At 63.5% G+C, this 24,460-nt stretch carries 24 protein-coding genes and 1 pseudogene; 16 read left to right on the top strand and 9 right to left on the bottom strand.

What is annotated here, in order from left to right:
* Positions 1 to 289: 289 nt before the first annotated feature.
* Positions 290 to 1,789, top strand: a complete 1,500-nt coding sequence (locus N7E70_RS18550; RefSeq protein ID WP_263007259.1) for an NAD(P)H-hydrate dehydratase — start codon at positions 290 to 292, stop codon at positions 1,787 to 1,789.
* 382 nt (positions 1,790 to 2,171) lie between these two features.
* Here the strand turns inward: N7E70_RS18550 and N7E70_RS18545 are convergent, their stop codons facing one another.
* On the bottom strand, positions 2,172 to 2,918 hold the full coding sequence (locus tag N7E70_RS18545) for an SDR family NAD(P)-dependent oxidoreductase (RefSeq protein WP_263007332.1): 747 nt from the start codon (positions 2,916 to 2,918) through the stop codon (positions 2,172 to 2,174).
* 138 nt (positions 2,919 to 3,056) lie between these two features.
* Between N7E70_RS18545 and N7E70_RS18540 the strand changes: the two genes are divergently transcribed.
* Positions 3,057 to 3,683: a TetR/AcrR family transcriptional regulator gene (locus tag N7E70_RS18540; protein WP_192319537.1), complete on the top strand. Its 627-nt coding sequence runs from the start codon at positions 3,057 to 3,059 to the stop codon at positions 3,681 to 3,683.
* A gap of 43 nt (positions 3,684 to 3,726) precedes the next feature.
* On the opposite strand, the gene N7E70_RS18535 is transcribed toward N7E70_RS18540, so the two are convergent.
* Complete coding sequence (locus tag N7E70_RS18535) at positions 3,727 to 4,527, bottom strand: DUF72 domain-containing protein (RefSeq protein ID WP_246341035.1); 801 nt, start codon at positions 4,525 to 4,527, stop codon at positions 3,727 to 3,729.
* 217 nt (positions 4,528 to 4,744) lie between these two features.
* On the opposite strand from N7E70_RS18535, the gene N7E70_RS18530 reads away from it, so the two are divergent.
* The 4 genes from N7E70_RS18530 (at position 4,745) to N7E70_RS18515 (ending at position 6,171) form a co-directional block, all read left to right on the top strand.
* Complete coding sequence (locus tag N7E70_RS18530; RefSeq protein ID WP_263007258.1) at positions 4,745 to 4,969, top strand: hypothetical protein; 225 nt, start codon at positions 4,745 to 4,747, stop codon at positions 4,967 to 4,969.
* Positions 4,970 to 4,990: 21 nt separating this feature from the next.
* Positions 4,991 to 5,113: a hypothetical protein gene (locus N7E70_RS18525; RefSeq protein WP_263007257.1), complete on the top strand. Its 123-nt coding sequence runs from the start codon at positions 4,991 to 4,993 to the stop codon at positions 5,111 to 5,113.
* A 399-nt stretch (positions 5,114 to 5,512) separates the two neighbouring features.
* Positions 5,513 to 5,890, top strand: a complete 378-nt coding sequence (locus N7E70_RS18520) for a hypothetical protein (protein WP_263007256.1) — start codon at positions 5,513 to 5,515, stop codon at positions 5,888 to 5,890.
* 128 nt (positions 5,891 to 6,018) lie between these two features.
* Positions 6,019 to 6,171, top strand: coding sequence for a hypothetical protein (locus tag N7E70_RS18515; protein ID WP_182575847.1), 153 nt, complete (start codon positions 6,019 to 6,021; stop codon positions 6,169 to 6,171).
* 78 nt (positions 6,172 to 6,249) lie between these two features.
* Here the strand turns inward: N7E70_RS18515 and uvrA are convergent, their stop codons facing one another.
* Complete coding sequence (gene uvrA / locus N7E70_RS18510; protein WP_067962280.1) at positions 6,250 to 9,171, bottom strand: excinuclease ABC subunit UvrA; 2,922 nt, start codon at positions 9,169 to 9,171, stop codon at positions 6,250 to 6,252.
* Positions 9,172 to 10,024: 853 nt separating this feature from the next.
* Between uvrA and N7E70_RS18505 the strand changes: the two genes are divergently transcribed.
* Positions 10,025 to 10,735, top strand: a complete 711-nt coding sequence (locus N7E70_RS18505; RefSeq protein WP_246765287.1) for an aspartate/glutamate racemase family protein — start codon at positions 10,025 to 10,027, stop codon at positions 10,733 to 10,735.
* A gap of 183 nt (positions 10,736 to 10,918) precedes the next feature.
* Here the strand turns inward: N7E70_RS18505 and N7E70_RS18500 are convergent, their stop codons facing one another.
* The 3 genes from N7E70_RS18500 to N7E70_RS18490 all read right to left on the bottom strand — a co-directional run bounded on the left by N7E70_RS18500 (position 10,919) and on the right by N7E70_RS18490 (position 11,659).
* Complete coding sequence (locus N7E70_RS18500; RefSeq protein ID WP_263007255.1) at positions 10,919 to 11,128, bottom strand: hypothetical protein; 210 nt, start codon at positions 11,126 to 11,128, stop codon at positions 10,919 to 10,921.
* Between the two features lie 146 nt (positions 11,129 to 11,274).
* Positions 11,275 to 11,454 (bottom strand): hypothetical protein, encoded by a 180-nt coding sequence (locus tag N7E70_RS18495; RefSeq protein ID WP_263007254.1) that lies wholly within the window; start codon positions 11,452 to 11,454, stop codon positions 11,275 to 11,277.
* Between the two features lie 10 nt (positions 11,455 to 11,464).
* The gene (locus N7E70_RS18490; protein WP_263007253.1) at positions 11,465 to 11,659 is read right to left on the bottom strand and encodes a hypothetical protein; all 195 of its coding nucleotides are present in this window, start codon (positions 11,657 to 11,659) and stop codon (positions 11,465 to 11,467) included.
* Positions 11,660 to 11,886: 227 nt separating this feature from the next.
* Between N7E70_RS18490 and N7E70_RS18485 the strand changes: the two genes are divergently transcribed.
* The 8 genes from N7E70_RS18485 (at position 11,887) to N7E70_RS18450 (ending at position 19,552) form a co-directional block, all read left to right on the top strand.
* Positions 11,887 to 13,173, top strand: a complete 1,287-nt coding sequence (locus N7E70_RS18485; protein WP_263007252.1) for an extracellular solute-binding protein — start codon at positions 11,887 to 11,889, stop codon at positions 13,171 to 13,173.
* 185 nt (positions 13,174 to 13,358) lie between these two features.
* Complete coding sequence (locus N7E70_RS18480) at positions 13,359 to 14,249, top strand: carbohydrate ABC transporter permease (protein ID WP_263007251.1); 891 nt, start codon at positions 13,359 to 13,361, stop codon at positions 14,247 to 14,249.
* Positions 14,246 to 15,127 (top strand): carbohydrate ABC transporter permease, encoded by an 882-nt coding sequence (locus N7E70_RS18475; RefSeq protein ID WP_154387056.1) that lies wholly within the window; start codon positions 14,246 to 14,248, stop codon positions 15,125 to 15,127. Before N7E70_RS18480 ends, N7E70_RS18475 begins: the two co-directional genes overlap by 4 nt.
* Positions 15,124 to 15,999, top strand: coding sequence for an ROK family protein (locus N7E70_RS18470; protein ID WP_263007250.1), 876 nt, complete (start codon positions 15,124 to 15,126; stop codon positions 15,997 to 15,999). Before N7E70_RS18475 ends, N7E70_RS18470 begins: the two co-directional genes overlap by 4 nt.
* Positions 15,996 to 16,736, top strand: a complete 741-nt coding sequence (locus N7E70_RS18465; protein WP_263007249.1) for a GntR family transcriptional regulator — start codon at positions 15,996 to 15,998, stop codon at positions 16,734 to 16,736. Before N7E70_RS18470 ends, N7E70_RS18465 begins: the two co-directional genes overlap by 4 nt.
* Positions 16,737 to 16,757: 21 nt before the next feature.
* A complete protein-coding gene (locus N7E70_RS18460) occupies positions 16,758 to 17,552 on the top strand; it encodes a sugar isomerase domain-containing protein (RefSeq protein ID WP_263007248.1) in 795 nt (264 codons plus the stop codon).
* A gap of 237 nt (positions 17,553 to 17,789) precedes the next feature.
* Positions 17,790 to 18,386 (top strand): single-stranded DNA-binding protein, encoded by a 597-nt coding sequence (gene ssb / locus N7E70_RS18455; protein WP_263007247.1) that lies wholly within the window; start codon positions 17,790 to 17,792, stop codon positions 18,384 to 18,386.
* 266 nt (positions 18,387 to 18,652) lie between these two features.
* A complete protein-coding gene (locus N7E70_RS18450) occupies positions 18,653 to 19,552 on the top strand; it encodes an HNH endonuclease (protein ID WP_263007246.1) in 900 nt (299 codons plus the stop codon).
* A gap of 38 nt (positions 19,553 to 19,590) precedes the next feature.
* On the opposite strand, the pseudogene N7E70_RS18445 reads toward N7E70_RS18450, so the two are convergent.
* Positions 19,591 to 20,195, bottom strand: a pseudogene (locus N7E70_RS18445) (nucleotidyltransferase domain-containing protein).
* Between the two features lie 163 nt (positions 20,196 to 20,358).
* Positions 20,359 to 20,988 (bottom strand): MarC family protein, encoded by a 630-nt coding sequence (locus tag N7E70_RS18440; RefSeq protein WP_263007245.1) that lies wholly within the window; start codon positions 20,986 to 20,988, stop codon positions 20,359 to 20,361.
* Between the two features lie 295 nt (positions 20,989 to 21,283).
* Between N7E70_RS18440 and gyrA the strand changes: the two genes are divergently transcribed.
* Positions 21,284 to 24,094 (top strand): DNA gyrase subunit A, encoded by a 2,811-nt coding sequence (gyrA, locus tag N7E70_RS18435; protein ID WP_192316671.1) that lies wholly within the window; start codon positions 21,284 to 21,286, stop codon positions 24,092 to 24,094.
* Positions 24,095 to 24,205: 111 nt separating this feature from the next.
* On the opposite strand, the gene N7E70_RS18430 is transcribed toward gyrA, so the two are convergent.
* Positions 24,206 to 24,358, bottom strand: a complete 153-nt coding sequence (locus N7E70_RS18430; RefSeq protein WP_165915867.1) for a hypothetical protein — start codon at positions 24,356 to 24,358, stop codon at positions 24,206 to 24,208.
* Positions 24,359 to 24,460 lie beyond the last annotated feature (102 nt).

Below are 24,460 nucleotides of genomic sequence, written 5' to 3'. Positions count from 1 at the left end.
GTGATGCACCCACTCGCGCAACTTCAAGCACGAAGCGTGCCAAGTCGAGTGGGTGCGGCAACTTTGTTCGGTTTGCCCAGGAGGCAGCCGAAGACGTGGGCGATTGGAGCCGATTTCCAGCTTCGGGTCGAGATGCGCACAAAAATTCATCGTTTTCGCAACGCTGGTGGTGCACAAAAATGCGGCAACATGCCTTCGATTTGTGCGTGGTTGAATTGAGGCATGGCCGTTTGGGCCGAGTGGCTGCGGCGTGCTAACTCGGTAGCAGGATTCATCCGGGATGACTGCCATGGCATTTGAACTGCTGACCCCCAGCGAGATGGCTGAGGCCGACAGGCTGACGATCGCCGCCGGGCCCGTCGACGGCATCGGCCTGATGCGGCGGGCGGGCTGCAGCGTTGCCGATGTGGTGCTGCAGCGGTTTCCCGGTGCGAAGGCTGTCCATGTGCTGTGTGGGCCGGGCAATAATGGCGGCGACGGTTATGTCGCGGCGCGCCTGCTTGCCGAAAGCGGCGTTGCCGTCAGGCTTTTCGCGACCGCTGCGCCGCGCAGCGGAGGCGATGCGGCGCTGGCTGCTGCCGAATGTTCCGTCATGGTGGAGCCGTTGGCTGCCTTCGCTCCCGAGTCGGGCGTGATTGTCGTCGATGCGCTTTATGGCGCCGGTCTTTCCAAGCCGCTCGACGGTGAGGTGGTCGAGGCGATAGCACGGACGAATTCGGCCGTTGTTCCGGTAATTGCGGTCGATCTACCCTCCGGCGTGTCGGGTGCTTCCGGCGAGATTATGGGCAGTTCCTTCCAGGCGACGGTGACCGTGACTTTTGCCCGCAAGAAGCCGGGGCACCTGCTCTATCCCGGGCGTGCGCAGTGCGGCGAGGTGGTGGTTGCCGATATCGGTATTGCCGCGGCCATAGTTGGCGCTACGTCCGTGCGCTGCTTCGAAAACGATCCGGCATGGTGGCGGCGGCATTTTCCGTCGCCGGCGAATGACGCCCACAAATATAGCCGCGGCCATGTCGGCGTCTTTTCCGGTGGTCCGTCGGCCACGGGTGCTGCACGACTGTCGGCGATGGCAGCAGCACGGGCAGGGGCGGGTGCGGTGACGGTGTTGTCACCTGGAGCGGCACTGGCTGCCAATGCGGCGCACCTGACCTCAATCATCCTGAGGCGTTCCGATACGCTCCAAGATGCGCTGGCCTTCCTAGGCGCACGCAAGCCCGAGGTGCTGGTTTATGGCCCAGGCCTTGGCTCCGAGCCTGAAATCGGGCGTTTTGCGCTGGAGCTGATGTCTGTCGCCGAGGGCCGCTTCGCAGCACTTGTGCTCGATGCCGACGGCATTACCTCGCTTTCGCATCGCCGCGCCGCGTTCTTCGAGGCACGAAAGCGCCCGAATGCGCCAGCGCTTGTGCTGACACCGCATCATGGCGAGTTCGGCCGGCTGTTTCCCGAGATCGCCGCCGATGCGTCGCTGTCCAAGCTCGAGCGGGCGCGGGCGGCGGCGGCCAAGGCCAATGCCATCATCATCTACAAGGGCCCCGACACGGTGATTGCAGTGCCCGACGGGCGTGCTGCGATCAATGCCAACGGTACGCCGCTTCTGGCCACCGCCGGGTCGGGTGACGTGCTGTCCGGCATCGTTGCCGCCCTTCTGGCGCAACGGATGCCGGCTTTCGAGGCGGCCTGCGCCGCCGTCTGGATGCACGCCGAGGCGGCACGGCGCTTCGGGCCCGGCCTGATCGCCGAGGACCTGCCGCTGGCGCTGAGGGAGGTGGTGGCGCGGTTGAGTGGGTGAGGGTGCGCGCTGCTCCGCGTTGGGCGTTGGCAATCGGGCCGGACCGTCCACGCGGATTGGGTGACGGATGGTGACAACGGACTTAGTCAGTTTGGCAGGTGTCGTGCGAAGCAATCCTTTGCTTCGCGTTCCTTCACATCCCCCTCTGGCCTGCCGGCCATCTCCCCCGCAAGGGTGGAGATCAGTCGCGTCGTCGGCGGCGCCCATGCTGAGATGTCCCAATGTGCAACCAACTGGTATGGCGATTGACTGCGAGGTCAATGACGGCCTGATCTCCCCTTTGCGGGGGAGATGGCCGGCAGGCGAGAGGGGGGCGGGAAGGATCGCGACAAAGGTGAAATGCTCTCAACGCTCCGGAGGCAGGGTGGTGGAGAGGACGTGCTCAGGCGTTGGTGCCGCCGTCGATCGTCAGCGCTGCACCCGTGACGAAGCGGGATTGCGGGCCGGCGAGCCAGGTTACAAGACCGGCGATGTCGTCGGGCGAGCCGAATTGCGGGATGGCCATCAGGCTGCGCTGGTAGTCGGCGACGTCACCCTCGGCGGGGTTCATATCGGTTTCGGTCGAGCCGGGATGGACGACATTGACGGTGATGCCGCGCGGGCCGAGGTCGCGCGCGAGGCCCTTGGTCAGGCCGACAAGCGCTGCCTTGCTGGCCGAATAGAGCGCGATGCCCTCGAAGGGAACACGGTCAGCCAGGTTGCTGCCGATCGAGATGATCCGACCGCCGTCATGCATGACGCCGGCCGCTGCCTTCGAGGCGATGAAGGGGGCGCGGAAATTGACCGACATCACTTCGTCGAGCTGTTCCAGCGAAACCGTGTCGATGGGGCCGTGGTGCCAGATGCCGGCGCTGTTGACCAGGATGTCGAGACGGCCGAACGCCGCGATGGTGGCAGTCACCGCCGCTTCGACGGCTGCGGCATCGGCATTGTCGGCCTGGATCGCCAGGCCACGCCGCCCAAGGGCTTCGACCTGCCCGACGACGGCCTCGGCCTTTTCCGCAGAGCGGACATAGGTCAGGGCGACGTCGGCGCCTGATGTGGCGAGCTGGACGGCAATGGCAGCACCGATGCCACGGCTGCCGCCGGTCACCAGGGCGACCTTGCCGGCCAGTTCCAGACCGGACAGCTTGAGCCCGGAGTGTTGTTTCGTATCGCTGAGGGAGGACATGATTTATCTTTCTGTATTGAATGATACAAAATAGATGGCAGCCTTGCGCAAGGGCGTCAAGAACATTATGTATCGTTCATAACAGAAAGGTTTGAGATGTCTCAGAAGGGTCGTCCACGCAGCTTCGACCGTGATGCAGCGTTGCGGCAGGCAATGCGCGTGTTCTGGAAAAAGGGCTATGACGGGGCGTCGCTGGCGGAGCTGACGACGGCAATGGGCATCAATTCGCCCAGCCTTTACGCGGCTTTCGGCAGCAAGGAAGCGTTGTTTCGCGAGGCTGTCGATCTCTATGGGGCTACCGAAGGTGTCGATATCTGGGGCGCCTTCGAACGCCCCGGCAGTGCCAGGGAGGCGATCAGCGATTTTCTGCGTGCGTCGGCGCGGGCGTTCAGCGAACCTGGCGATCCCAGGGGGTGCCTTATCGTGCTGGGCGCACTCAATGTCAGCGAAACCAATGCCGAGGTGTTCCGCGATCTCAGCGAACGCCGCATGTCGAGCGCGCGCGACTTGGCCGGCCGCCTGAAACAGGCCGTGGCTGCGGGCGAACTGCCCGAGTCCGCCGATTGTGACGCGATTTCGGCGTTTTACCTTGCCGTGCAGCAAGGCATGTCGGTGCAGGCCCGCGATGGCGCCTCACGTGCGGCGCTGCTGGCCATTGCCGATGGGGCGATGGCCGCCTGGGATGCGCTGACGGCCGGTTCCGGACGCAACGCCGGAGCTTGATCAAAGCCTTTCTGGAAAACTGCGGCGGCTCTCCTGGAGTGCGCTAGCCGTTGATCCTGTTCATGAACGCCATGGCGCCGAAGGGCGCGCGGACCTTGCCCTCGGTGATGAAGTAGACGAACACGTCGCGCGGCTTGACCGGCGCCTCGGTGCCTGGATCGGCACGGGGCAGGTCGGCAGGTGTGCCGCCGTCAGCCCAGACCTTGGCGCGTTCGGCCCACACATCAAGTGCCTCCGACGTGTAGCAATCGTGATTGTCGTCGCTGCCGGTCTGCAGCCGCGCATAGACAAAATCGCCGGTGATGTCGGCAATTGCCGGATATTTGGCGTGGTCGGCATACACGATGGCGACGTCATGCTTCCGGGCCAGCGCGGCGAACTCGGGCACGATGAAGGAATCATGGCGCACCTCGACCGCATGGCGCAGTTTCACGCCATCTTGCTTTTCAGGCAAAAGCTTGAGGAAGGCGCCGAAGTCGGCTTCGTCGAATTTCTTGGTCGGCGCAAACTGCCACAGGATCGGGCCGAGCTTGTCGCCAAGTGCGGCAACGCCGGAGCCGAGAAACCGCGTCATTGATTCGCCAGCCTCACCAAGTACGCGGCGGTTGGTGACGAAGCGGTTGCCCTTGAGCGCGTAGACGAAACCATCAGGGGCCTCGCTGGCCCATTTCAGGAAGGTCGGTTCCTTGAAGGATGAATAATAGGTACCGTTGACCTCGATCGTCGGCACGTGGCTGCTGGCGAATTGCAGCTGCTTGGCCTTGGACAACTTTTCCGGGTAGAACGTGCCCTCCCAGGGCTCAAACGTCCAGCCGCCCATGCCTGCCCGGATGTTTCCAGTCATCGATCTATCCCTTCTCAGTCGCTGCGGTCTCTTCTAGCGGAAGGCAGAGGAGCGTCAAAGCCGCGAACGATGTCTTGGGCAAGCATCCTGACAGCAACTTGCGCGAAGGCCGAGGCCGGCAGGCAATATATCGCGCGGAACCGGTGTGAGATTTACTGTCTGTTGGAGGGTAGCCGGCTAGCGAAGCTCATACAAACACAAACATGTCTGAGCCTTCATGTCGACGATTCCAGGGACGCGGGCGGCTTCGCCCTACGGGGTGGTGCGGATGGGCATGATCGCCCTGGCCGGGGCAACCATCGTGTCGCTGATAGCCTACGATTTCGCGGTCAACGACCGTGACCTGCTGGCCAAGGACCGTGTCCACTGGACGATGTTTGGGCTGATCAGGCCATTCGTCGCCCTGATCTCTGCCTGCCTGCTGGTCGCGGCGCTGTATTAGCCTGATCATGCGCGATCGCCTTTGGATGACGGCCAGGCGCCGCTGCTGCTCGGTGCATCCTACCTGATGGCCGGTGCACTGCTGGCAGCGGCGATTGCGGTTGCCGCGGTGCCGACGGTTCTCAACGAGACGGCAGGTGCTTAGCATCCTGACCGAGGTGGTTTTCATCGGCGCATTGGTTGCGCTCGGGGCCGCAGCCTGGCGCGACCGCCGCAACCGCGCCAGGGTGCTGGGGCTGCCGCGCTGGGTCGTGCATGCAGCGCTGATCCTGGTGACCTTCCTCATCCTGATGGAGGAGATGTCCTGGGGCCAGCACTGGGGCGGCTGGACGGCCGGGCCGATGTTCGCCGGCAACGTCCAGAACGAGACAGGTTCGAGGCGGTCTATTATTCGGCGGCGTTTCTGCTGTTCGTCGTCCTGCCGGCCGCCTGGCCGTCGCATGTCGCAGCCTGGCTGCGACCGGTCGCGCCATTCGTTCCGCCGAGGCTGTTTGCGCTTGCGGCGCTGCCACTGGCCGGGCTGCTCTATGAGGAATGGAACATCGTGCCCTACCAGCTGTGGTTTTTCATGGGCGTCGTGATCGCGTGGCGGCTGGCGATCGAACTGCGGCAGGCGCCGGCGGCGTATCGCGCTGCGGGGATTGTCGTCGCCGTGCTCTTACCGGCGTCGCAACTGCTGTTCGTCTTCGGCGGGCACAGGATGGCCGACGGCTACGAGCTGTCGGAAATCCGCGAGTTCCTGATCGCCTGCATCATCCTGGCAGCCCGAGGCGGGCTCGGTGGTAGCCACGTAAGCTGGATAGCCTGCCAACCTGCCGGGCGTCAGACTGGATGCGTTGCGGTCAATGGTGTTCGTTCGACGGGGCATGCTTCGAAATCAAAGCGTACCCTTGCCGCCGCGATGCGGCCGGCCACGCCATAGGATGCGTCCCACTCAACGCGAAACTCGTCGTCAGACCGCACGACCACGAGGTCTCCGATAATGCCCGGCAGATGAAAGTCGGACAGCGAGATTTCGCTGATGGATTCGAGTGTGAGTGTCACGACAACATGACGATCAAGGACAAAATAGCCCTGGTCATCAACCTGAGCGGTCATCCGAAACGCTCGGATCTTCAGCTGTCCGGACCGGCTGGAGGACAAGTCGATGTCGAACATTTCGGCATCGTGAAAATGTGGCACGAAGCCAAACCAATCGACTAGCTCGCGGCCACCTGGGATCTCCGCGAATGCCTCGCGTCGCGCGTGTTCATGTGGCTCGTTCGTTGCCATGGCGGCGGACTACTCCGCCGCCTCCTGCTTGCCGCGCGGGCGACGCTCCAGAAGTTCCTTGAGGAACTGGCCGGTGTAGCTGCGCGGTTCGGCGACGATGTCTTCGGGCCGGCCCGAGGCGACGAGTTCGCCGCCGCCGTCGCCGCCTTCGGGGCCGAGATCGAGCACCCAGTCGGCGGTCTTGATCACCTCCAGGTTGTGCTCGATGACGATCACCGTGTTGCCCTGGTCGACGAGCTCGTGCAGCACCTCGAGCAGCTTGGCGACATCGTGGAAGTGCAGGCCGGTGGTCGGTTCGTCCAGGATGTAGAGCGTTTTGCCGGTTGCCTTGCGCGACAGCTCCTTGGCCAGTTTGATGCGCTGGGCTTCGCCGCCGGACAGCGTGTTGGCCTGCTGGCCGATGTGGATGTAGCCGAGGCCGACCTGGTTGAGCGTCATCAGCTTGTCACGCACCACGGGAACGGCAGCGAAGAATTCGACACCTTCCTCGACCGTCATGTCGAGCACGTCGGCGATCGACTTGCCCTTGAACAACACGTCGAGCGTTTCGCGATTGTAGCGCTTGCCGTGGCAGACGTCGCAGGTGACATAGACGTCGGGCAGGAAGTGCATCTCGATCTTGATGACGCCGTCGCCCTGGCAGGCTTCGCAGCGGCCACCCTTGACGTTGAACGAAAAGCGGCCGGGCTGGTATCCGCGCGCCTTGGCTTCCGGCAGGCCGGCGAACCAGTCGCGGATCGGCGTGAAGGCTCCGGTGTAGGTGGCCGGGTTGGAGCGTGGCGTGCGGCCGATGGGCGACTGGTCGATGTCGATGACCTTGTCGAGGAATTCGAGGCCCTCGATGCGGTCGTGCTCGGCTGGATGCTCGCGCGAGCCCATGATGCGGCGCGACGCTGCCTTGAACAGGGTCTCGATCAGGAAGGTCGACTTGCCGCCGCCCGACACGCCGGTCACGGCGGTGAAGGTGCCCAGCGGGATCTCGGCGCTGACATTCTTGAGATTGTTGCCACGCGCGCCGACGACCTTGATGCGCCTGTTTTTCTTCAATTCGCGGCGCTGGGCCGGAACCGCGATCTCGAGTTCGCCCGACAGATACTTGCCGGTGATCGAGTTGGGGTTGGCCATGACCTGCTGCGGCGTGCCTTCGGCGATGATCTGGCCGCCATGGATGCCGGCGGCCGGGCCCATGTCGACGACATAGTCGGCGGTCAGCACCGCGTCCTCGTCATGCTCGACGACGATGACGGTGTTGCCGATGTCCCTGAGGTGACGCAGCGTGTCGAGCAGGCGGGCATTGTCGCGCTGGTGCAGGCCGATGGACGGCTCGTCGAGCACGTAGAGCACGCCGGTCAGCCCCGAGCCGATCTGCGAGGCCAGCCTGATGCGCTGGCTTTCGCCGCCCGACAGCGTGCCGGAATTGCGCGACAGCGTCAGATATTCGAGGCCGACGTCGTTGAGGAAGCGCAGGCGTTCGCGGATTTCCTTGAGCACGCGGACGGCGATCTCGTTCTGCTTGTCGTTGAGCAGGGCCGGCAATTCCTCGAACCAGGCATTGGCCTTGCGGATCGACTGCTCGGTGACTTCGCCGATGTGCTTGCCGCCGACCTTGACCGCCAATGCTTCCGGCTTGAGGCGGTAGCCGGCGCAGGTCGGGCAGGGCGTGGCCGACATGAAGCGCTCGATCTCCTCGCGCATCCAGGCGGATTCGGTTTCCTTCCAGCGGCGCTCGAGATTGGGGATCACGCCCTCGAAGGTCTTGGTCGTCTTGTAGGAGCGCAGGCCGTCGTCATAATTGAAGGTGATTTCCTTCGAGCCCGTGCCGCGCAGGATGGCCTCCTGCGCCTCAGTCGAAAGGTCGCGCCAGCGGTCGCCGATCTTGAAGCCATAGACCTTGCCGAGCGCTTCCAGTGTCTGGGTGTAGTAGGGCGAGGTCGACTTGGCCCAGGGTGCCACAGCACCCTCGCGCAGCGATACATGCTCTTCCGGCACGACGAGCGCCGGGTCGATGGCGCGCTGGTTGCCGAGGCCGTCGCAGGCCGGGCAGGCGCCGAACGGGTTGTTGAAGGAGAACAGACGCGGCTCGATCTCCGGGATGGTGAAGCCCGAGACCGGACAGGCGAATTTCTCCGAGAACAGAATGCGTTCGTGGGTTTCGTTGGCGGACTTGTTGATCGCGTCGGCGCCGGTCTGGCTGGCATCGAGCGGCTTGTCGGCGAATTCGGCGACCGCCAGGCCCTCGGCCAGCTTGAGCGCGGTTTCGATCGAGTCGGCGAGACGCGTGGCGAGGTCGGGGCGGACGACGATGCGGTCGACGACGACATCGATGTCGTGCTTGTACTTCTTGTCGAGAACGGGCGCTTCGGCGATCTCGTAGAAGGCGCCGTCGATCTTGACGCGCTGGAAACCCTTCTTCTGGAGCTCGGCGAGCTCCTTCTTGTACTCACCCTTGCGGCCGCGGACGATGGGCGCCAGGATGAACAGTCGGGTGCCTTCGTCGACCGCCAGCACGCGGTCGACCATCTGGCTGACAGTCTGGCTCTCGATCGGCAGGCCGGTCGCCGGCGAATAGGGCACGCCGACGCGCGCGAACAAGAGGCGCATGTAGTCGTAGATCTCGGTGACCGTGCCGACCGTCGAACGCGGATTCTTCGACGTCGTCTTCTGCTCGATCGAGATCGCCGGTGACAGGCCGTCGATCTGGTCGACGTCGGGCTTCTGCATCATCTCGAGGAACTGGCGGGCATAGGCCGACAGGCTCTCGACATAGCGGCGCTGGCCCTCGGCATAGATGGTGTCGAAGGCGAGGGAGGATTTGCCCGAGCCGGACAGGCCGGTCATGACAATCAGCTTGTCGCGCGGCAGGTCGAGATCGACGTTCTTGAGATTGTGTTCGCGCGCACCGCGAATGGAAATGTACTTGTGATCGGCCATTGCCGCGCCGCCGCCTCAAATCTGGAATTGCTTGGAGTGGCGGGCGAGCCCAACCATCCCCCTCATGTAGGTAATTTCGCCGCCCGGTCGAGAGGGGCGGCAACCAAACGCGTTTAAGCGCCTTTGGCGCGCAGGGGCAAGTGGAAAGAACAAAGGCCGAACGCGCTCCTGACAACGTTATGGCAGGAGCATCACGCGAATCCGGGGCCGCGAAAGCCGACTTCGATCACATTTTTCCCGACTAACAATGTTGTGGTTGACGCCGCCGAATCAGGGAGGCAGACTGCGTATGTCGCCTGAGGCCGAGCCTCCTTGAGGGCTCCTCACCATGCTACGGTCGGTCTGCGAGACGCCGCAGACACGCGAGTTGAGCAGCAGGCGAACACATGGCGCAACTGACGTAGGAGCAGAGCATGACTCCACCGGACAGTCCCAAAGGGTTCCGCTAACAGGACGGAACCACAGCAGGCGCAGGTGCCTGGCTTTCCCTAGCGAAAAGCCTCACGCAAACCCCGACCTGTTGTTCCCCCAGACAATTTGAAACCATGGTCGGATCGTTGGCTGTGAGCCACGAAGCATCCGAGAGAGCAAAGCCGGTAAACCATTCCCGGCAGGCAAGGGTATAACCCGACAACAGGCCCCGTGCGCTCCTGGTAGCGGCGGGGCCAACTTTTTTAGGCCCGCCTGTCCCTGGGCTGCGCCTGTCCCTGGTCTGTTTGTCGCTGCCGATTCCGGGCTCGATTTTCCAAAGCATGCGAGATGCTGAAACTCCGCTTGTACAACCCTTGCACAATCGCCTGATCGTTCCGACCTAGCATTGAGGCCGCCAGCACGGCCGAGCGGGGGAACAATCGTGACTGTTGACCGGACCAGGCTGATCGGACTTTTGGGCGGGATGAGTTGGGAGTCCAGCGCGCTCTATTACCGGCTGATAAATCAGGCGGCACATGCCAGGATGGGCGGGCATCACAATGCTCGCTCGCTGATGTTCACGCTCGATTTCGACGAACTCAATCGGCTGGCAGCCGAAGGCGACTGGATGCGGGTTGCGGCGGTGATCTCGGAGGCGGCGCGCAGCCTTGAAAAGGCGGGAGCCGCCTTCGCCATGCTGACAGCGGTGACGCCGCACACGGTTGCCGATCAGGTGGCCGGCGCGATCGGCATTCCGCTGCTGCACATCGCCGATCCAACCGGCGAAGCGATCCGTGCCGCCGGCATCAAGCGCGTCGGGCTGCTCGGAACGCGCTACACGATGGAACTCGGGTTCTTCGCCGAGCGGCTGCAGCAGCGTTTTGGCATCGAGGTGATCGTGCCATCGGAGGAACAGCGCACGGCACTGCATCGCATCATCATCGACGAACTGACGCTCGGCTTGGTGAAGCCGGTGTCGGCCGCGGTGCTGCAGCAACTGGCCGGCGATCTCGGCGCGCGCGGGGCAGAAGCCGCCGTCGTCGCCTGCACCGAACTGCCGCTGCTGCTCGGTATGGATGCCTATCCGATGCCGGCATTCGACGTGGTCAAGCTGCATGCCGAGGCGGCGGTGGAGCTGGCACTGGCGGGGTGAGGGAGCGTCTGGGCGCTTGGCAACCGACAGCGAGGAGTGGTCGGAGGCGATCTGCCAGGCGTGGTACGGCAATGTGTTGTGGGAGGCATTCCTGACGGGCAGCAGGAGTATTCGGCGAGCGCCGCAGCGCACCGCCATGCCTGCTGGGCAGGGCGTGGAGTTCCGACTGTACCGCCGCTGCTGTTACGATCCGGCCGCGATAAGGGCCATCACCTCGTCGGGCGTCTCCATGACCTGCCAGGGGTAGGGCCTGTCGCCGCCGGAGCGGACCTGCACCACTGCCTTGCCGGTGTTCGGACTGCTCGTGCCGGCGGCCACGCCGACGATGTCGGCGATGCGGATGTAGGATGTTGCCCCCGAGGGCGAAACCGCCGTGACCTTGATGAAATCCATGCCCTGCCTCTCTCCGTTTCCCGCTGCAAATAAGTGCAGGCGGGCGCGGCGGCGCAAGCCGGAGGTGCGCAACCACGGCATGCCGAGCTTTGCCTTGAACAGCGCGAGTTGCTGCGTTGGCCTCGAAGCCGATGCCTGTTCGCGGATCAGTCCGCCTTGGGAGAAGCGTCCAACTGAGCGTAACCCCAGTCGATAACCGGCCTGCCGGCGCGCAGAACATCGGTGACGACTGCGACGATGCTTGTTGTCAGGCCGCAGGACGCAATCGCCGGGTCGGCGTAGCGCGAAATGGGGATTGTGGCCTCCCCGATTTCAGTAATGCGCATCGCGCGCTCGTCAGGACGGAGCAGCGATACCGAGGATGACGGCGATCAGCATCAGGAGCGGGCCCATCCACTTGAACTGGCGTACGAGGTTGGCGAGCCAGGGCTGGTTGGGAGGCGTCGTCAGATCGACATAACCGAAGCCGACGGCCGTCATCCAGGCGCCGGCGCAGAGCATGATGAACTCGTCGATATAGGCGGCAATCAACGGATCCTCCCGAGGCGTGAGTCGTTGCCGAGTTCAGTTGTCGTGGACCGTGTCTGGCACTGCAAGACAAGGGCGGTCGGTCTCCTGACAAAGTGCGCACCGGAAATTGCGGTTGTGCGAAACGCGCCGGAAATCGAAACCTGCTGCCTTGACAGGTCAGTATGACGTTATAACCTCTTGGTGCGGGTCAAGCCGGGAACGTGGCCCCGCATGTGGAGGACGATCTTATGAAACTCGCGTGGATCAAGGGCGCGCTGGCCGCCGGCATCGCCCTGTTGCCGAGCGCCGTATGGGCGCAGTCAGTCAATATTTCCTACCTGACCCACTGGTCGCCGGAGACGGTGGCGCTGCTGGAACAGGCGGCCAAGGATTTTGCCAAGGACCATCCCGACGTGGCGGTAACAGTGCGCGCCGTGCCGTTCGGCGACCTTTTGACGACGCTGCGCTCGCAGGCCGGCGGGCAGGCTGCCACCATCGCCGGCATCTACGATCTGTGGCTGCCGGAACTGGCGCGCGACAAGCTCGTTGCCCCTGCACCCGAGACGGTTGCCGGCGAGGTCAAGGGTGCCTGGCCGGCAGGCGTGGTGACGGCGGCGAGCGTCGGTGGGGTGCTCTACGGCGTGCCCAACGAGATCGATGTTTATGCGCTGAACTACAACAAGGCGCTGTTCAAGGAGGCGGGCATCGAAGCGGCGCCCAAAACCTGGGACGAGCTGAAGGACGCCGCCGCCAAGCTGACCAAGAAGGATGCGGGACAGCAGGGGTTTGGCATGATCAACAGCTGGGCGGCGGGCGTGGTGCATCCGTTTTCGTCGCTGCTGGTGTCCAATGGCGGCGAACTGGTGACCGGCGGCAAGCCGGTGTTGGACAGCAAGAACGCCGGCGAGACCTTCCAGCTCTATGAGGAACTGATCAAGTCGGGCTCCAGCGACCCGGCCATGGGCACGGCCGACGCCAACACGACAGGGCCGTTCCTCGACAATTTCGTCTCCGGCAAGACCGGCATGATCATCATGGCCAACTGGTGGGAGAGTGCGCTTAGGGCAGGCATGGGCGACAAGTTCGCCGATATCGCCACGGCGCCGATCCCTGTCGGGCCCTCAGGCGACAAGCCGCGCTCGATCTCCTATTCGTGGATGACCGTGGTGAATGCGGGCGCGGCGGAGGCCGAGCAGAAGGCGGCGTGGGATTTCCTCGCCTGGCTGAACAGCCCGAAGTCGGGCCCGAACGGCGCTTCGGCCATGGCCAACATCCTGATGTCGATGGGCATCCTGCCGTCGCGCAGTTCCGACGTCGATGCCTTCAAGGATAAGCTTGGTTCGGAATTCCTGTCTGGTTATGTCAGCGTGCTGGGCGATGCAAAACCATTCCCGGTCGTTCTCGGCGGCCAGGAGTTCTCGGAGTCGCTGCAGCAGACCATCGAGGCGCTGCAATATGGCAAGGTTTCAGCCACCGAGGCGCAGACCAATGCGCAGGCCGACGCGGCTGCGATCCTGGAGAAAGCTGCGAAGTAGGCGCTCACTTCCTTCTCCCCGTTCACGGGGAGAAGGTGGTCCGAAGGGCCGGATGAGGGGCGGCTCCAAGTTCGGAGAGGTAAGCTCTGCCCCTCATCTGCCTGCCGGCATCTTCTCCCCGTGAACGGGGAGAAGTACGCAGTGTCACCGTCTCGCGCACCCCTCGACTGCAACTGATCCATCTCATGACCAGAACCCACCAACATTCCGTCTGGATGATGCTGGCGCCGGCCGTCTCGCTGATCGGCGCCTTCATCGTCGTACCGATGGTGCTGACGGTGTGGCTGTCGCTGCAGGACTGGTCGACGCAGACCGGTTTCCAGACGGCCGAATTCGTCGGGCTCGACAATTTCCGCGAGATTTTTGGCGCAACCTCGGTGGGGCGCGACTTCAAGGGCGCATTGGTCAATACGGCGCTCTACACGCTGATGTCGGTGGCGCTTATCTTGCCTGTTTCGGTTGGCCTCGGGCTGCTCGTCTACCAGCGTAATGTCGCCGGCGGCAACGCGCTCAGGACCATCCTGTTTTCGACCTACATGGTGCCGATGATCGCAGTGGCGCTGGTGTGGTCGAAACTCTATTCGCCGAGTGAGGGACCGATCAACCAGATGCTCGGCTGGCTGGGTATCGGCCCGCAGCCTTGGCTGTCGTCGCCCAGCACCGCGCTGGTATCAATCGTTGTTCTCAATGTCTGGCAGCAGGTCGGCTATTTCACCGTGCTTGTCGTGGCCGGGCTGACCCAGATCCCGACCAGCCTCTACGAGGCCGCGACCATCGACGGCGCGGACGGGCGCCAGCAGTTCACGGCGATCACCCTGCCGCTGCTCAAGCGGACGCTGCTGTTCAGCGCCGTCATTGCCATCATCAATGCCGTGCAGGTGTTCGAGCCGGTGGCGCTGATTACGCAGGGCGGGCCGGTGGGCTCGACCAACGTGTTGACCTATCACATAAGGCGTGTCGGCATCGAACGCGCCCAGGGTGGCCTGGGCTCCGCCATGGCGGTGACGCTGATGTTGTCGCTGATCGTCGTGATCTTCGCTTTGTTCGCTTTCGCTCGGAAGGGGGACGACGAATGAGCGCGGCTGGCGAATGGCGGCCGCGCCGCGGCTTGTTTTTCTTCAGGTCACGCCCAACCAGCGGCGACTATATCGTGGCAACGCTGATGCTTGTGGTCGCCGTGGCCTCGGCCTTTCCGCTGGTATGGATGGTACTGTCGAGCCTGAAGACGCCGGCCGAAACCATGCAGGTGCCGCCGGTGTGGCTACCCGAGAGCCCGAGCCTGGAGGCCTTCGGCAAGGTGTCTGGCGTCATCAATGTCGGCCGCTCGATGCTGAATTCGGCAGTCATCGCCGCCATCACCACGGCCGGCATCATCGTCACCAGCCTGATGGCAGGTTACGCCTTTGCCAAGCATCGCTTCCATGGTCGCAATGCACTGTTTGCGCTGCTGATCGCGACCATGTTCCTGCCGCCGATCGTGACGTTGATCCCGCTCTACCGGATGATCGGCACCATCGGGCTCGATGGCAGCCTGGCAGGCGTGGTCCTGCCCAACCTGGCCAATGCCTTCGGCATCTTCCTGATGCGGCAGTTCATTGCCGGCGTGCCCGACGACTTGATCGATGCGGCGCGCATGGACGGCGCTTCGGAGATGCGCATCCTGTTCGTCATCGTGGCTCCGCTGGTGACGCCGGCGGTGGCAGCTCTCGCGCTGTTTGCCTTCGTCTATCACTGGAACAGCTATCTTTGGCCGCTGACGGTGCTGCAGGGCAACGCCGACCAGTACCCGATCGTCATCAGCCTCAGCCGGCTGTTGAGCTACAACAGGGGTGCGATGAACACCAACCTGGTCATGGCGGGTGCGACGCTGGCCGTTTTGCCGCCGCTGGTGCTGTTCGTGTTCCTGCAGCGCTTCTTCGTCGACTCCATCGTAAGCTCCGGAGTGAAGGGATGAGCAAGGTTCTGGCCATCGATCTCGGCGGCACGCAGCTCAGGGCAGGGATTTCAGACGATACCGCGCCTGCAGCCGTTCAACACATCGGCGCCTGGCCGGCGCCCAGGGGGCTCGACGGTTTCCGCGAGACGATAACCGGGCTGGCGCAAGACCATGGTACCGAACTGCTCGGCGTTTCGGTGCCGGGGACGGCACGCGGCGCGCGCTGCCTGTGGATCCCCAATCTGCCCTGGCTCGACGGCGTCGACCTCTCAGGTCAATTCCCTGATCTCGTTATCGGTTTGGGCCAAGATGCGCAGCTGGCGTTGCTTGCCGAAGCTTCGGCGGGCGCGGCAAAGACGCTATCGGATGCGATCCTGGTGGCGATCGGCACCGGCATCGGCTCGGCGGTGCTCTCAGGCTCGAGAATCATGCGTGGCGGGCAGGGAGCTGCCTGTTCCTTCGGCTGGGCCTGCGCCGATCTGGACGATGAAGGCGACGACCGCGATGGCTGGCTGGAGCGGCAGGCATCGGGTCGGGCGTTCGATGCTATCGGGCGGCAGGCCGGCTTCAGTGACGGTCGCGGGCTGGTGGCGGCGGCGCGTGCGGGCAATGCGACTGCGATTGATGCATTGGCGCGGCCGGCGAAGGCGCTGGGCGTGAGCCTGGCAACCGCCGTTGCGCTGCTCGACCCGCAAACAGTGATCCTGGCCGGCGGCGTGGCCGAGGCGGCCGACGTGCTGGTGCCGATGGTGCGAGCCGCGATGGAAAAGCAATTGCCGCCGCATCTGAGACGCGTGCGCATCGAGGCCGGCAGCTTCGGCAAGGACGCCAGCCTTGTGGGGGCAGCATTCGCCGGCGCGCGCGGCCAACAATGGGACGAAATCCGATGAGCGGAATCTTTGCAAAACCCAACCGCAACCGGCCGGAGCCGCTGTGGCACCAGGCCGAGCAGGCGATGCGGACGCTGATTTCGTCCGGCGAGTGGGCGACGGGCGCGCAGATCCCCAATGAAGAGCGCCTGTGCGACCTATTGGGAGTGAGCCGCATCACCGTGCGCCATGCCCTGCGCAACCTCGAGGATTCCGGCTTGCTCAGCCGCGAACATGGGCGCGGCACCTTCGTGCGCAGCCCGACCGTCATTGCCGGCGTGCGCGGCCTGACCAGCTTCACCCAGGAGATGGCCAATCTCGGGCTCAATCTGGGAACCAGGCTGCTCGACGCCCGGATCATTGCCGCCGACGCTCAGGTGGCCGGCGCGCTGGAGATCGAGGAAGGCACGCCGGTACTCCAGTTGCGCCGCCTTCGCCTTGGCAACGACCAGCCGATCGGTATCCAGACCGCGCATCTGCCGGCGGCGCGCGTGCCGGGCCTGCTGGAAACGGCGGCAAGCGTCTCCTCGCTCTATGAGACGCTGAAGGCGAGCTACGGCATCGTGCCCCAGGAGGCACGCGAAATCTACCGCATCGGCGAGGTCAAGCCGGAGGATGCCGAGCTGATCCAGCTGAAGGCCGGCAGCTCCGCCTTCATGGTCGAACGCATCGCCTTCGACCGCTCCGGCCCGTTTGAATTCACGGTCTCGACCATGCGCGGCGACCGCTACGAAATCCGTTCCGTTCTCCATCTCTGACCATCTGAAAGGTTCTTTCCCATGACGACTTCCTACATCAGCCGGCTGGCCAAGCTCATCGACGGGGCCGCAAGCGCCAACGAGGCCGCGTTCGAGACCGTTTCGGCACGGCTGGCCGAGACGCTTGCCAACAAGGGGCTGGTGCATCTCTACGGCTCGGGCCATTCGGTGCTGCCGTGCCAGGAGGCGTTTCCGCGCTACGGCTCCTATGTCGGCTTCAATCCGCTGACCGACCCGCGTGTGATGTGGCACAATGTGCTGGGTTCGGGCGGCGTGCGCGAACTTCTATGGCTCGAACGCACCGAGAACTACGCGGAAAAATTCCTCGACCACCAGCCGCTCAACCCTGGAGATGCCATCATCATCTATGGCCATAGCGGCCGCAACGCGTCGGGCATCGACACCGCGCTCTACGCCAAGAAGCGCGGGCTGTTCATCGTCGCCATCACCAGTAAGAACAATTTGGACAAGCCGGCGAGCCATTCCTCCGGCAAGCGCCTGGCCGATGCCGCCGACGTCGTCATCGACACGACTTCACCGATCGAGGACGCCATCGTGCCGGTGAAGGGCTGGAGCCGCCCTGTGGCCGGCTCGTCGACGGTGCTCGCAATGATCATGACGCATGAGCTGATCGCGCGCACGGCGCAAAAGCTTGCCGACCGCGGCATCGAGCTGCCGACCTTTGCCTCGCCGACAATCGAAGGCGTGACGTTGCACGATACCGACGTGATCTACGGCCTCTACCGCGAGAAGATGATCGAGGCGCAGCACAAGCATCTCGACTTCTTCAAGGAACGGATGCAGGGCGAAGCGTAATCCTGTTCCTGACACCGATAAGCTGGCGAGCCGTCCGGAAGGGCGGCCCGCTCGCATTCGGCACGATGCCTCTTGCCATTTTCAATTGTTGGCGATAGAACAAAATAAGAACAAAAATGACTTGTGGACGGCACGAGTTTCTCCGCTGCCAGGGGGCGCGGGCGGAGGGTGCAATGGGCTAGTGTGCGCCCTCACATTTTCTTGGAATTTGGTTTCGGACGAGCGCGGAGCAGTGTCATGGCAGGTAGCGTCAACAAGGTCATTCTGGTCGGCAATCTGGGCGCTGACCCTGAGATCCGCCGGCTCAATTCGGGCGAGCCAGTCGTCAACCTGAGGATCGCGACTTCGGAAAGCTGGCGCGACAAGAATTCGGGCGAACGCAAGGAAAAGACCGAGTGGCATCAGGTCGTCATCTTCAATGACAACCTCGCCAAGGTTGCCGAGCAGTACCTGAAGAAGGGTATGAAGGTTTACATCGAGGGCCAGCTCCAGACCCGCAAATGGGAGAAGGACGGGATCGAGCGTTACACCACCGAAATCGTGCTGCAGAAATTCCGCGGCGAACTGCAGATGCTCGACGCGCGCGGCCAGGGCGGTGACGCAGGCTATAGCGGCGGTGGCGGCCAGGTCGGTTACGGCGGCGGTCAGGGTGGCGGCTATGGCGGCGGCGGCCGTTCTGACTTCGGTCAGTCGAGCCCGACCGACAGCTATGGCGGCGGCAACCGCGGCGGCTTTGGTGGCGGCGGCGGCGGTGGCAATCGCGGCGGCCAGGGCGGCGGTGGCGGCATGGGCGGCGGCGGTTCGCGCGACCTCGACGACGAAATCCCGTTCTGAGTGTAGCCAAGGAGGCGAGCGATCGAGGTCGTTGATCGTCTGCCTGGGCGACGCGGGCCGTGAGGTGAAAGCCTTTCTGCGTCAAGGCCATTACAAAACAGCTGTGCCAACGCCGTTGCGAAAGCGATGCGCGGCGTCGGCAGGACTACATGGGCAGGCTGGCTTTGCAGTTGCACGCTGACGGCCTGCGACAAGGCAAGAGTTGGTTGCTGGATTTCGTGAATGACTGTTCTCGCGAATCTTTCTGCTTCGCGTTACTAAGGTGAATGGGGCACGGGGTCTTCATTCACCGATCGGATTCGATCTACGACGACAGTCCTGCCGAACGGTATCAGTTCCCGCCGCAATATTTCGGCCGGGTGCAGGCCTGTGTCGGCGATTGGATCGTCTACTACGAGCCACGTAAGGTAGCCGACACCAAGGGATACTTCGCAGTTGCCAAGGTGCAGCAGGTCATCCCGGATCCCAGCGCGAAGGGCATGTTTCTCGCGCTTATCGAACCAGGCAGCTATCTCGATTTTGCCAATCCAGTTCCCTTCAGTGATGCTGACGGTGTGATCGAGCGCGGGCTTCTCAACGACGACGGGCGAATTTCCGGGCGCGCCCAGGCGGCGGTAAGGCCGCTTTCTCCAATCGATTTCAGTCGCATCGTAACGTTGGGGCTGGATCAGGCAGAATCTACGCTTCCGAGGGTCGATCCGGTGACGCCAGCCGGCGGCTTCTTCGAAGACCAGGCGCCTTTTGTGTTTGAGGAGAGCCGAGAGCGTGCGCAGTTCCTGACATCCCGCATCGTGCGTGACCGCGTCTTCCGAAAGATCGTCCTGCGTGCCTATGACGAGCGCTGTGCGATCACGGGATTGAAGCTCATCAATGGTGGCGGAAGGGCGGAAGTTGCGGCGGCACATATTCGCCCTGTCGAGGCCGACGGACCGGACGTCGTCAGCAACGGCATCGCGTTATCCGGAACAGCCCACTGGATGTTTGATCGCGGCCTTATCAGCCTATCGGATGATCTTGAGATCCTGATTTCCCGCCAGGCAAACGATCCCGATGGCATTAAGGGCATCGTCAATCGCAGCGGCCGAGCAATCGGCCCCCAGCGTCTATCCGATCGTCCTCATCCACACTTCCTGCGCTGGCATCGCGAGCATTGCTTCAAGCAATAGGTCGGGCGTGCTGTCACGAAAATTCGAGATGGACGAGGTTACAGCCTTTCCGCCCATCGATGTCCCTGGTGGCATAGGTCGAGGCAGTCCTTCAGCCAGCTGCGTTCCGACGGCCGCAGCTTCGGCAGGGCGTTGGCGAAATCTACTTCGTCCTTGGGGCGCCCGTGTTTCGCCTTGAACAGCAGGGTGGCTGCCGGCTTGAGGTAGGAGATGCCGCCGGTGTCGTGGCGACAATGTCGGCGCGCGGCACTGATATGGCGGGGTTTCGCTTGTAAACCCACAGATCCGGCGAACCCTGCTCGATCATCATGTCGACCCGCCAGCAATGTTGCACAACGTCCAGGCACCAGACCTGGAAGATTTCAGCAGACGGAGCACTTTGCGCGGGCAGGTGTTTAACGATGCCGTCTCCGGCAGTGTGGAATTCCATGTCGGCCAGTGCGCGGCGGAAGACGGGTACGTCGCTGCGCAGGACCGTGAATTCGAGGTCTTCATGCTCGCGTGTCTGATGGCCATGCCAGAGGTCGAGCGCCCATCCGCCGGCGACGCACCATGGCACGGAGACGCCGGTCAGGCGACGTGCCAACTCGGTTGGATGCCAGGCGCACCACCCGTCATGGTCCGGCGCATCGGGCTGTTTCATGCGGGGCTGTCCTTTTGCGCTGCCTTAGCCATATCGAGGCCCGGGGCAAGGCTGCTTCGTGCGACGAACGGCTGACTTCAGGCCGCTGCAGCCGGTTGCGCAGGTGACGAAGGCCGGTGGTCTGGATCGACGGGGTCAGAGCGGCCTGGTGGGCTGTCGCGCCTTAAGCCGCCATCAGTGCCTTGATACCGTCGGCGACGAATTGCACGGCGAGGGCTGCCAGGATCACACCGAGGAGGCGCGTCAGGATCGAGCGGCCGGTTTGGCCTAGGAACTGGTCGATGCGTTCGGCGAGCACGAAGACCAGATAGGTGGCGGCGAGGCAGGCGAGGATGATCAGGACCAGCGCCAGCTGGCCGGTCCAGCCCTGAAATGAGCCGGAGAGCAGTACCGTCGCCGAGATCGCGCCGGGACCGGCGATCAGTGGAATGGCGAGCGGGAAGGCGGCGATGTTGTGGATGTGGTCGCGGGTGATCGCGACATCCGAAATCTTCTCCTTGCGGTCCTGGCGCTTCTCGAAAACCATCTCGAAGGCGATGAAGAACAGCAGGAAGCCGCCGGCGACGCGGAAGGCGGGCAGCGTGATGCCGAAGACTGTGAGGATGGCCGCACCGGCAACGGCGAAGACCGCCAGCACGACAAAGGCTATGACGCTGGCGCGCACCGACACTTGCAGGCGCTGTTCGCGGTTCATGCCGCGTGTCACCGCAAGGAACAGCGGCGCCAGGCCCGGCGGGTCGATGGTTACGAGGATGGTGACGAAGGCATTGAAAACAGTGTCGAAAAGCGGCATCAGGCATCTCCCCGGCGAATGCAGGCTAACCTGACGACAGTTGCCGCGCCAGTGGCAAAATCAGATCGAGCGGCCGTCATTTGGCCATGGCCGGCAGTTGCCGCTGCCGGATCGTGGGGTCGTCGGGTGCAAGGGCGGCAAGAACAGGCAGGACATCTCGCCGCAATGTTGGAAGGATAAGCTATCCTTTTGAAATCGCGTCCCAAATCAGCATTGGAAAAGCGAGGCCGAAATTGGTCATTCGACGACCGTTCCTATATATAAGGTAAATGATTCCCAACATGCGTGATCCGAGTTGACCGACCAGAAATCACCGCGTGGACCTGACGGTCCCTCCGGCATCGAGCCGATTTCCATCATCGAGGAGATGCAGCGCTCCTACCTCGATTACGCGATGAGCGTGATCGTGAGTCGCGCCCTGCCAGACGTGCGCGACGGCATGAAGCCGGTGCATCGCCGCATTCTCTTCGCCTCGCATGAGAGCGGCTACCACTGGAACCGCAAATATGTGAAGTCGGCGCGTCCGGTCGCCGACGTGATGGGTAAATATCACCCGCACGGCGACGCCTCGATCTATGACGCCTTGGTGCGTATGGCGCAGGACTGGTCGATGAGCGTGCCGCTGATCGATGGGCAAGGCAATTTCGGTTCGATCGACGGGGATCCGCCCGCGGCGATGCGCTACACCGAAGCGCGCCTGACCAAGGTCGCGCATGAGCTGCTCGAGGATATCGACAAGGACACTGTCGACTTCCAGGATACCTACGACGCGTCGGGCCAGGAGCCGCGTGTTCTGCCGGCGCGTTTCCCGGCGCTGCTGGTCAATGGCGCCGGCGGCATCGCCGTCGGCATGGCGACCAACATTCCGCCGCACAATCTCGTCGAAGTCTGCAACGGCGCCATCGCCGTCATGGAAAACCCTGCGATCGACCTGCCTGACCTGATGGAGATCATTCCCGGCCCGGATTTCCCGACCGGCGGCCTGATCCTCGGGCGTTCGGGCATCTACAACGCCTATTCGACCGGCCGTGGCTCGGTCATGATGCGCGGCAGGGTCAATATCGAGCAGAGCCGCGGCGACCGCGAGGCGATCATCATCACCGAAGTTCCCTTCCAGGTGAACAAGGCGACGATGATCGAGAAGATGGCCGAACTGGTGCGCGACAAGCGCATCGAGGGCATCTCCGACATCCGCGACGAATCCGACCGCCAAGGCTACCGCGTTGTCATCGAGCTCAAGCGCGATGCCAATGCCGAGGTCATCCTCAACCAGCTCTACCGTTTCACGCCGCTGCAGACGTCGTTCGGCGCCAACATGGTGGCGCTCAACGGCGGCAAGCCCGAGGTGCTGACGCTGCTCGACATGCTGAAGGCGTTTGTCGCTTTCCGTGAAGAGGTGATCAGCCGTCGCACCAAGTACCTGCTCAAGAAGGTGCGCGACCGAGCCCACATCTTGGTCGGCCTGGCGATCGCGGTTGCCAATATCGACGAGGTCATCAAGCTGATCCGTACCGCGCCCGATCCGCAGACGGCGCGCGACCAGTTGATGACGCGGCGCTGGCCTGCATCCGACGTTGAGTCCTTGATCCGCCTGATCGACGATCCGCGCCACCGCATCAACGATGACGGCACCTACAACCTGTCGGAAGAGCAGGCCCGCGCCATCCTTGAACTGCGCCTGCAGCGACTGACGGCACTTGGCCGCGACGAAATCGCCGACGAACTGAACAAGATCGGCGCCGAGATCACTGACTATCTCGACATCCTGTCGTCGCGGGCCCGCATTCAGCAGATCGTCAAGGACGAACTGGTTGCCGTGCGTGACGAGTTTGGCGTGCCGCGCCGCACCGAGATCACCGACGCCGGCTCCGACATGGAAGACGAGGACCTTATCCCGCGCGAGGACATGGTCGTCACCGTCAGCCACTCCGGCTACATCAAGCGCGTGCCGCTGTCGCTCTACCGGGCACAGCGTCGCGGCGGCAAGGGCCGCTCCGGCATGTCGACGAAGGACGAGGATTTCGTCACCCGCCTGTTCGTCGTCAACACGCACACGCCGGTGCTGTTCTTCTCGTCGCGCGGCATCGTCTACAAGGAAAAGGTCTGGCGCCTGCCGATCGGCAATCCTCAGTCGCGTGGCAAGGCTCTGATCAACCTGTTGCCGCTGCAGCAGGGCGAGCGCATCACCACGATCATGCCGTTGCCGGAGGACGAGGCAAGCTGGAGCGAGCTCGACGTGATGTTCGCCACCACGCGCGGCACCGTGCGCCGCAACAAGCTGAGCGACTTCGTCGACGTCAAGCGTAATGGCAAGATCGCCATGAAGCTGGAGGAGGAAGGCGACGAGATCCTCGGCGTCGAGACCTGCACCGACAACGACGACGTGCTGCTGACCGCCGATTCCGGCCAGTGCATCCGTTTCCGCGTCGACGACGTGCGCGTGTTCCAGAGCCGCAACTCGGTCGGCGTGCGCGGCATCAGCATGGCCGACGGCGACCGCGTCATCTCGATGGCGATCATCGAGCATGTCGAGGCAAGCCCGGCCGAACGTGCCGCCTATCTCAAGCGCTCGGTCGCCGAGCGGCGACTGGCCGCCGGAGTCGCCGCCGGCGAGGACGAGGATATCGCCTTGACCAACGAGGATGTCGGCGAGGAAGCCGACATCACCGAGGAGCGCTACCAGTTCCTTGGCGAGCATGAGCAGTTCGTGTTGACGGTCACCGAATATGGCTATGGCAAGCGTTCGTCGTCCTACGATTTCCGCCTGACAAACCGCGGCGGCAAGGGTATCCGCGCCACCGACGTGTCGAAGGTGGCGGAGATCGGCAAGCTGGTGGCGACCTTCCCGGTCGGCAATGACGACCAGATCATGCTCGTCTCCGACGGCGGCCAGGTCATCCGCGTGCCTGTCGACGGCATCCGCACGGCCAGCCGCGCCACCAAGGGCGTGACGATCTTCAACACCGCCGACGGCGAGAAGGTGGTGTCGGTCGAGCGGATTTCTGAGCCGCAGGGCGAGGATGAGGCCGACGAGGCGGTCAATGGTGACGGCGTTGCCGGCGAAGCACCGAGCGCAGACCCTGCACCCGAGGGGGAACAGGGCTGATCTTTGCGGGCGCCTGAAAATGGCGTCTGTTCAAGAGCTTGAGATCAGACAATCAGGAAGAGAAAGAAGCGGCGCCGTGGCGCCGCTTTTGCCTGGAGGGGCAGAAACTGTTCAGCGCGGGGCGCGCGGATTACGCCAGCCCGGAAGCTGCACGCGTGCGGTCTGCACCTTGGTGCGGACGCGGTGAGCCTCCTGATGGAGGCTGAAGGCGGTGGCGACAAGCATGGCCAGAGTCATGGCCGCCGCGAGCATGTAGATCATCATGGCGCTGTTCTCCTGCTGGAAACAACGGACGAGACGCTGTTTGGTTTCACCCACCATAATGAGGTTCTATTCACATCCGCTTGAACTGATCCTGAGATTGCC

The sequence above is a fragment of the Aminobacter sp. NyZ550 genome (assembly GCF_025628925.2).
Classification (GTDB): Bacteria; Pseudomonadota; Alphaproteobacteria; order Rhizobiales; family Rhizobiaceae; genus Aminobacter; species Aminobacter ciceronei.
The sequence above is the reverse complement of the archived record's forward strand: the minus strand, read 5'-3'. Positions and strand labels throughout refer to the sequence as shown.

Bases quoted from the DNA above. Each gene is read 5' to 3' on its own strand.
- N7E70_RS18460 (WP_263007248.1), top strand. From the start codon at position 16,758: ATGACGACTTCCTACATCAGCCGGCTGGCCAAGCTCATCGACGGGGCC.
- N7E70_RS18535 (WP_246341035.1), bottom strand. From the start codon at position 4,527: ATGACTGGAAACATCCGGGCAGGCATGGGCGGCTGGACGTTTGAGCCC.
- ssb (WP_263007247.1), top strand. From the start codon at position 17,790: ATGGCAGGTAGCGTCAACAAGGTCATTCTGGTCGGCAATCTGGGCGCT.
- N7E70_RS18475 (WP_154387056.1), top strand. From the start codon at position 14,246: ATGAGCGCGGCTGGCGAATGGCGGCCGCGCCGCGGCTTGTTTTTCTTC.
- N7E70_RS18470 (WP_263007250.1), top strand. From the start codon at position 15,124: ATGAGCAAGGTTCTGGCCATCGATCTCGGCGGCACGCAGCTCAGGGCA.
- N7E70_RS18465 (WP_263007249.1), top strand. From the start codon at position 15,996: ATGAGCGGAATCTTTGCAAAACCCAACCGCAACCGGCCGGAGCCGCTG.
- N7E70_RS18440 (WP_263007245.1), bottom strand. From the start codon at position 20,988: ATGCCGCTTTTCGACACTGTTTTCAATGCCTTCGTCACCATCCTCGTA.
- N7E70_RS18550 (WP_263007259.1), top strand. From the start codon at position 290: ATGGCATTTGAACTGCTGACCCCCAGCGAGATGGCTGAGGCCGACAGG.
- N7E70_RS18450 (WP_263007246.1), top strand. From the start codon at position 18,653: ATGGGGCACGGGGTCTTCATTCACCGATCGGATTCGATCTACGACGAC.
- N7E70_RS18485 (WP_263007252.1), top strand. From the start codon at position 11,887: ATGAAACTCGCGTGGATCAAGGGCGCGCTGGCCGCCGGCATCGCCCTG.
- N7E70_RS18530 (WP_263007258.1), top strand. From the start codon at position 4,745: ATGTCGACGATTCCAGGGACGCGGGCGGCTTCGCCCTACGGGGTGGTG.
- N7E70_RS18540 (WP_192319537.1), top strand. From the start codon at position 3,057: ATGTCTCAGAAGGGTCGTCCACGCAGCTTCGACCGTGATGCAGCGTTG.
- N7E70_RS18430 (WP_165915867.1), bottom strand. From the start codon at position 24,358: ATGATGATCTACATGCTCGCGGCGGCCATGACTCTGGCCATGCTTGTC.
- N7E70_RS18515 (WP_182575847.1), top strand. From the start codon at position 6,019: ATGACGATCAAGGACAAAATAGCCCTGGTCATCAACCTGAGCGGTCAT.
- N7E70_RS18495 (WP_263007254.1), bottom strand. From the start codon at position 11,454: ATGCGCATTACTGAAATCGGGGAGGCCACAATCCCCATTTCGCGCTAC.
- N7E70_RS18480 (WP_263007251.1), top strand. From the start codon at position 13,359: ATGACCAGAACCCACCAACATTCCGTCTGGATGATGCTGGCGCCGGCC.
- N7E70_RS18500 (WP_263007255.1), bottom strand. From the start codon at position 11,128: ATGGATTTCATCAAGGTCACGGCGGTTTCGCCCTCGGGGGCAACATCC.
- uvrA (WP_067962280.1), bottom strand. From the start codon at position 9,171: ATGGCCGATCACAAGTACATTTCCATTCGCGGTGCGCGCGAACACAAT.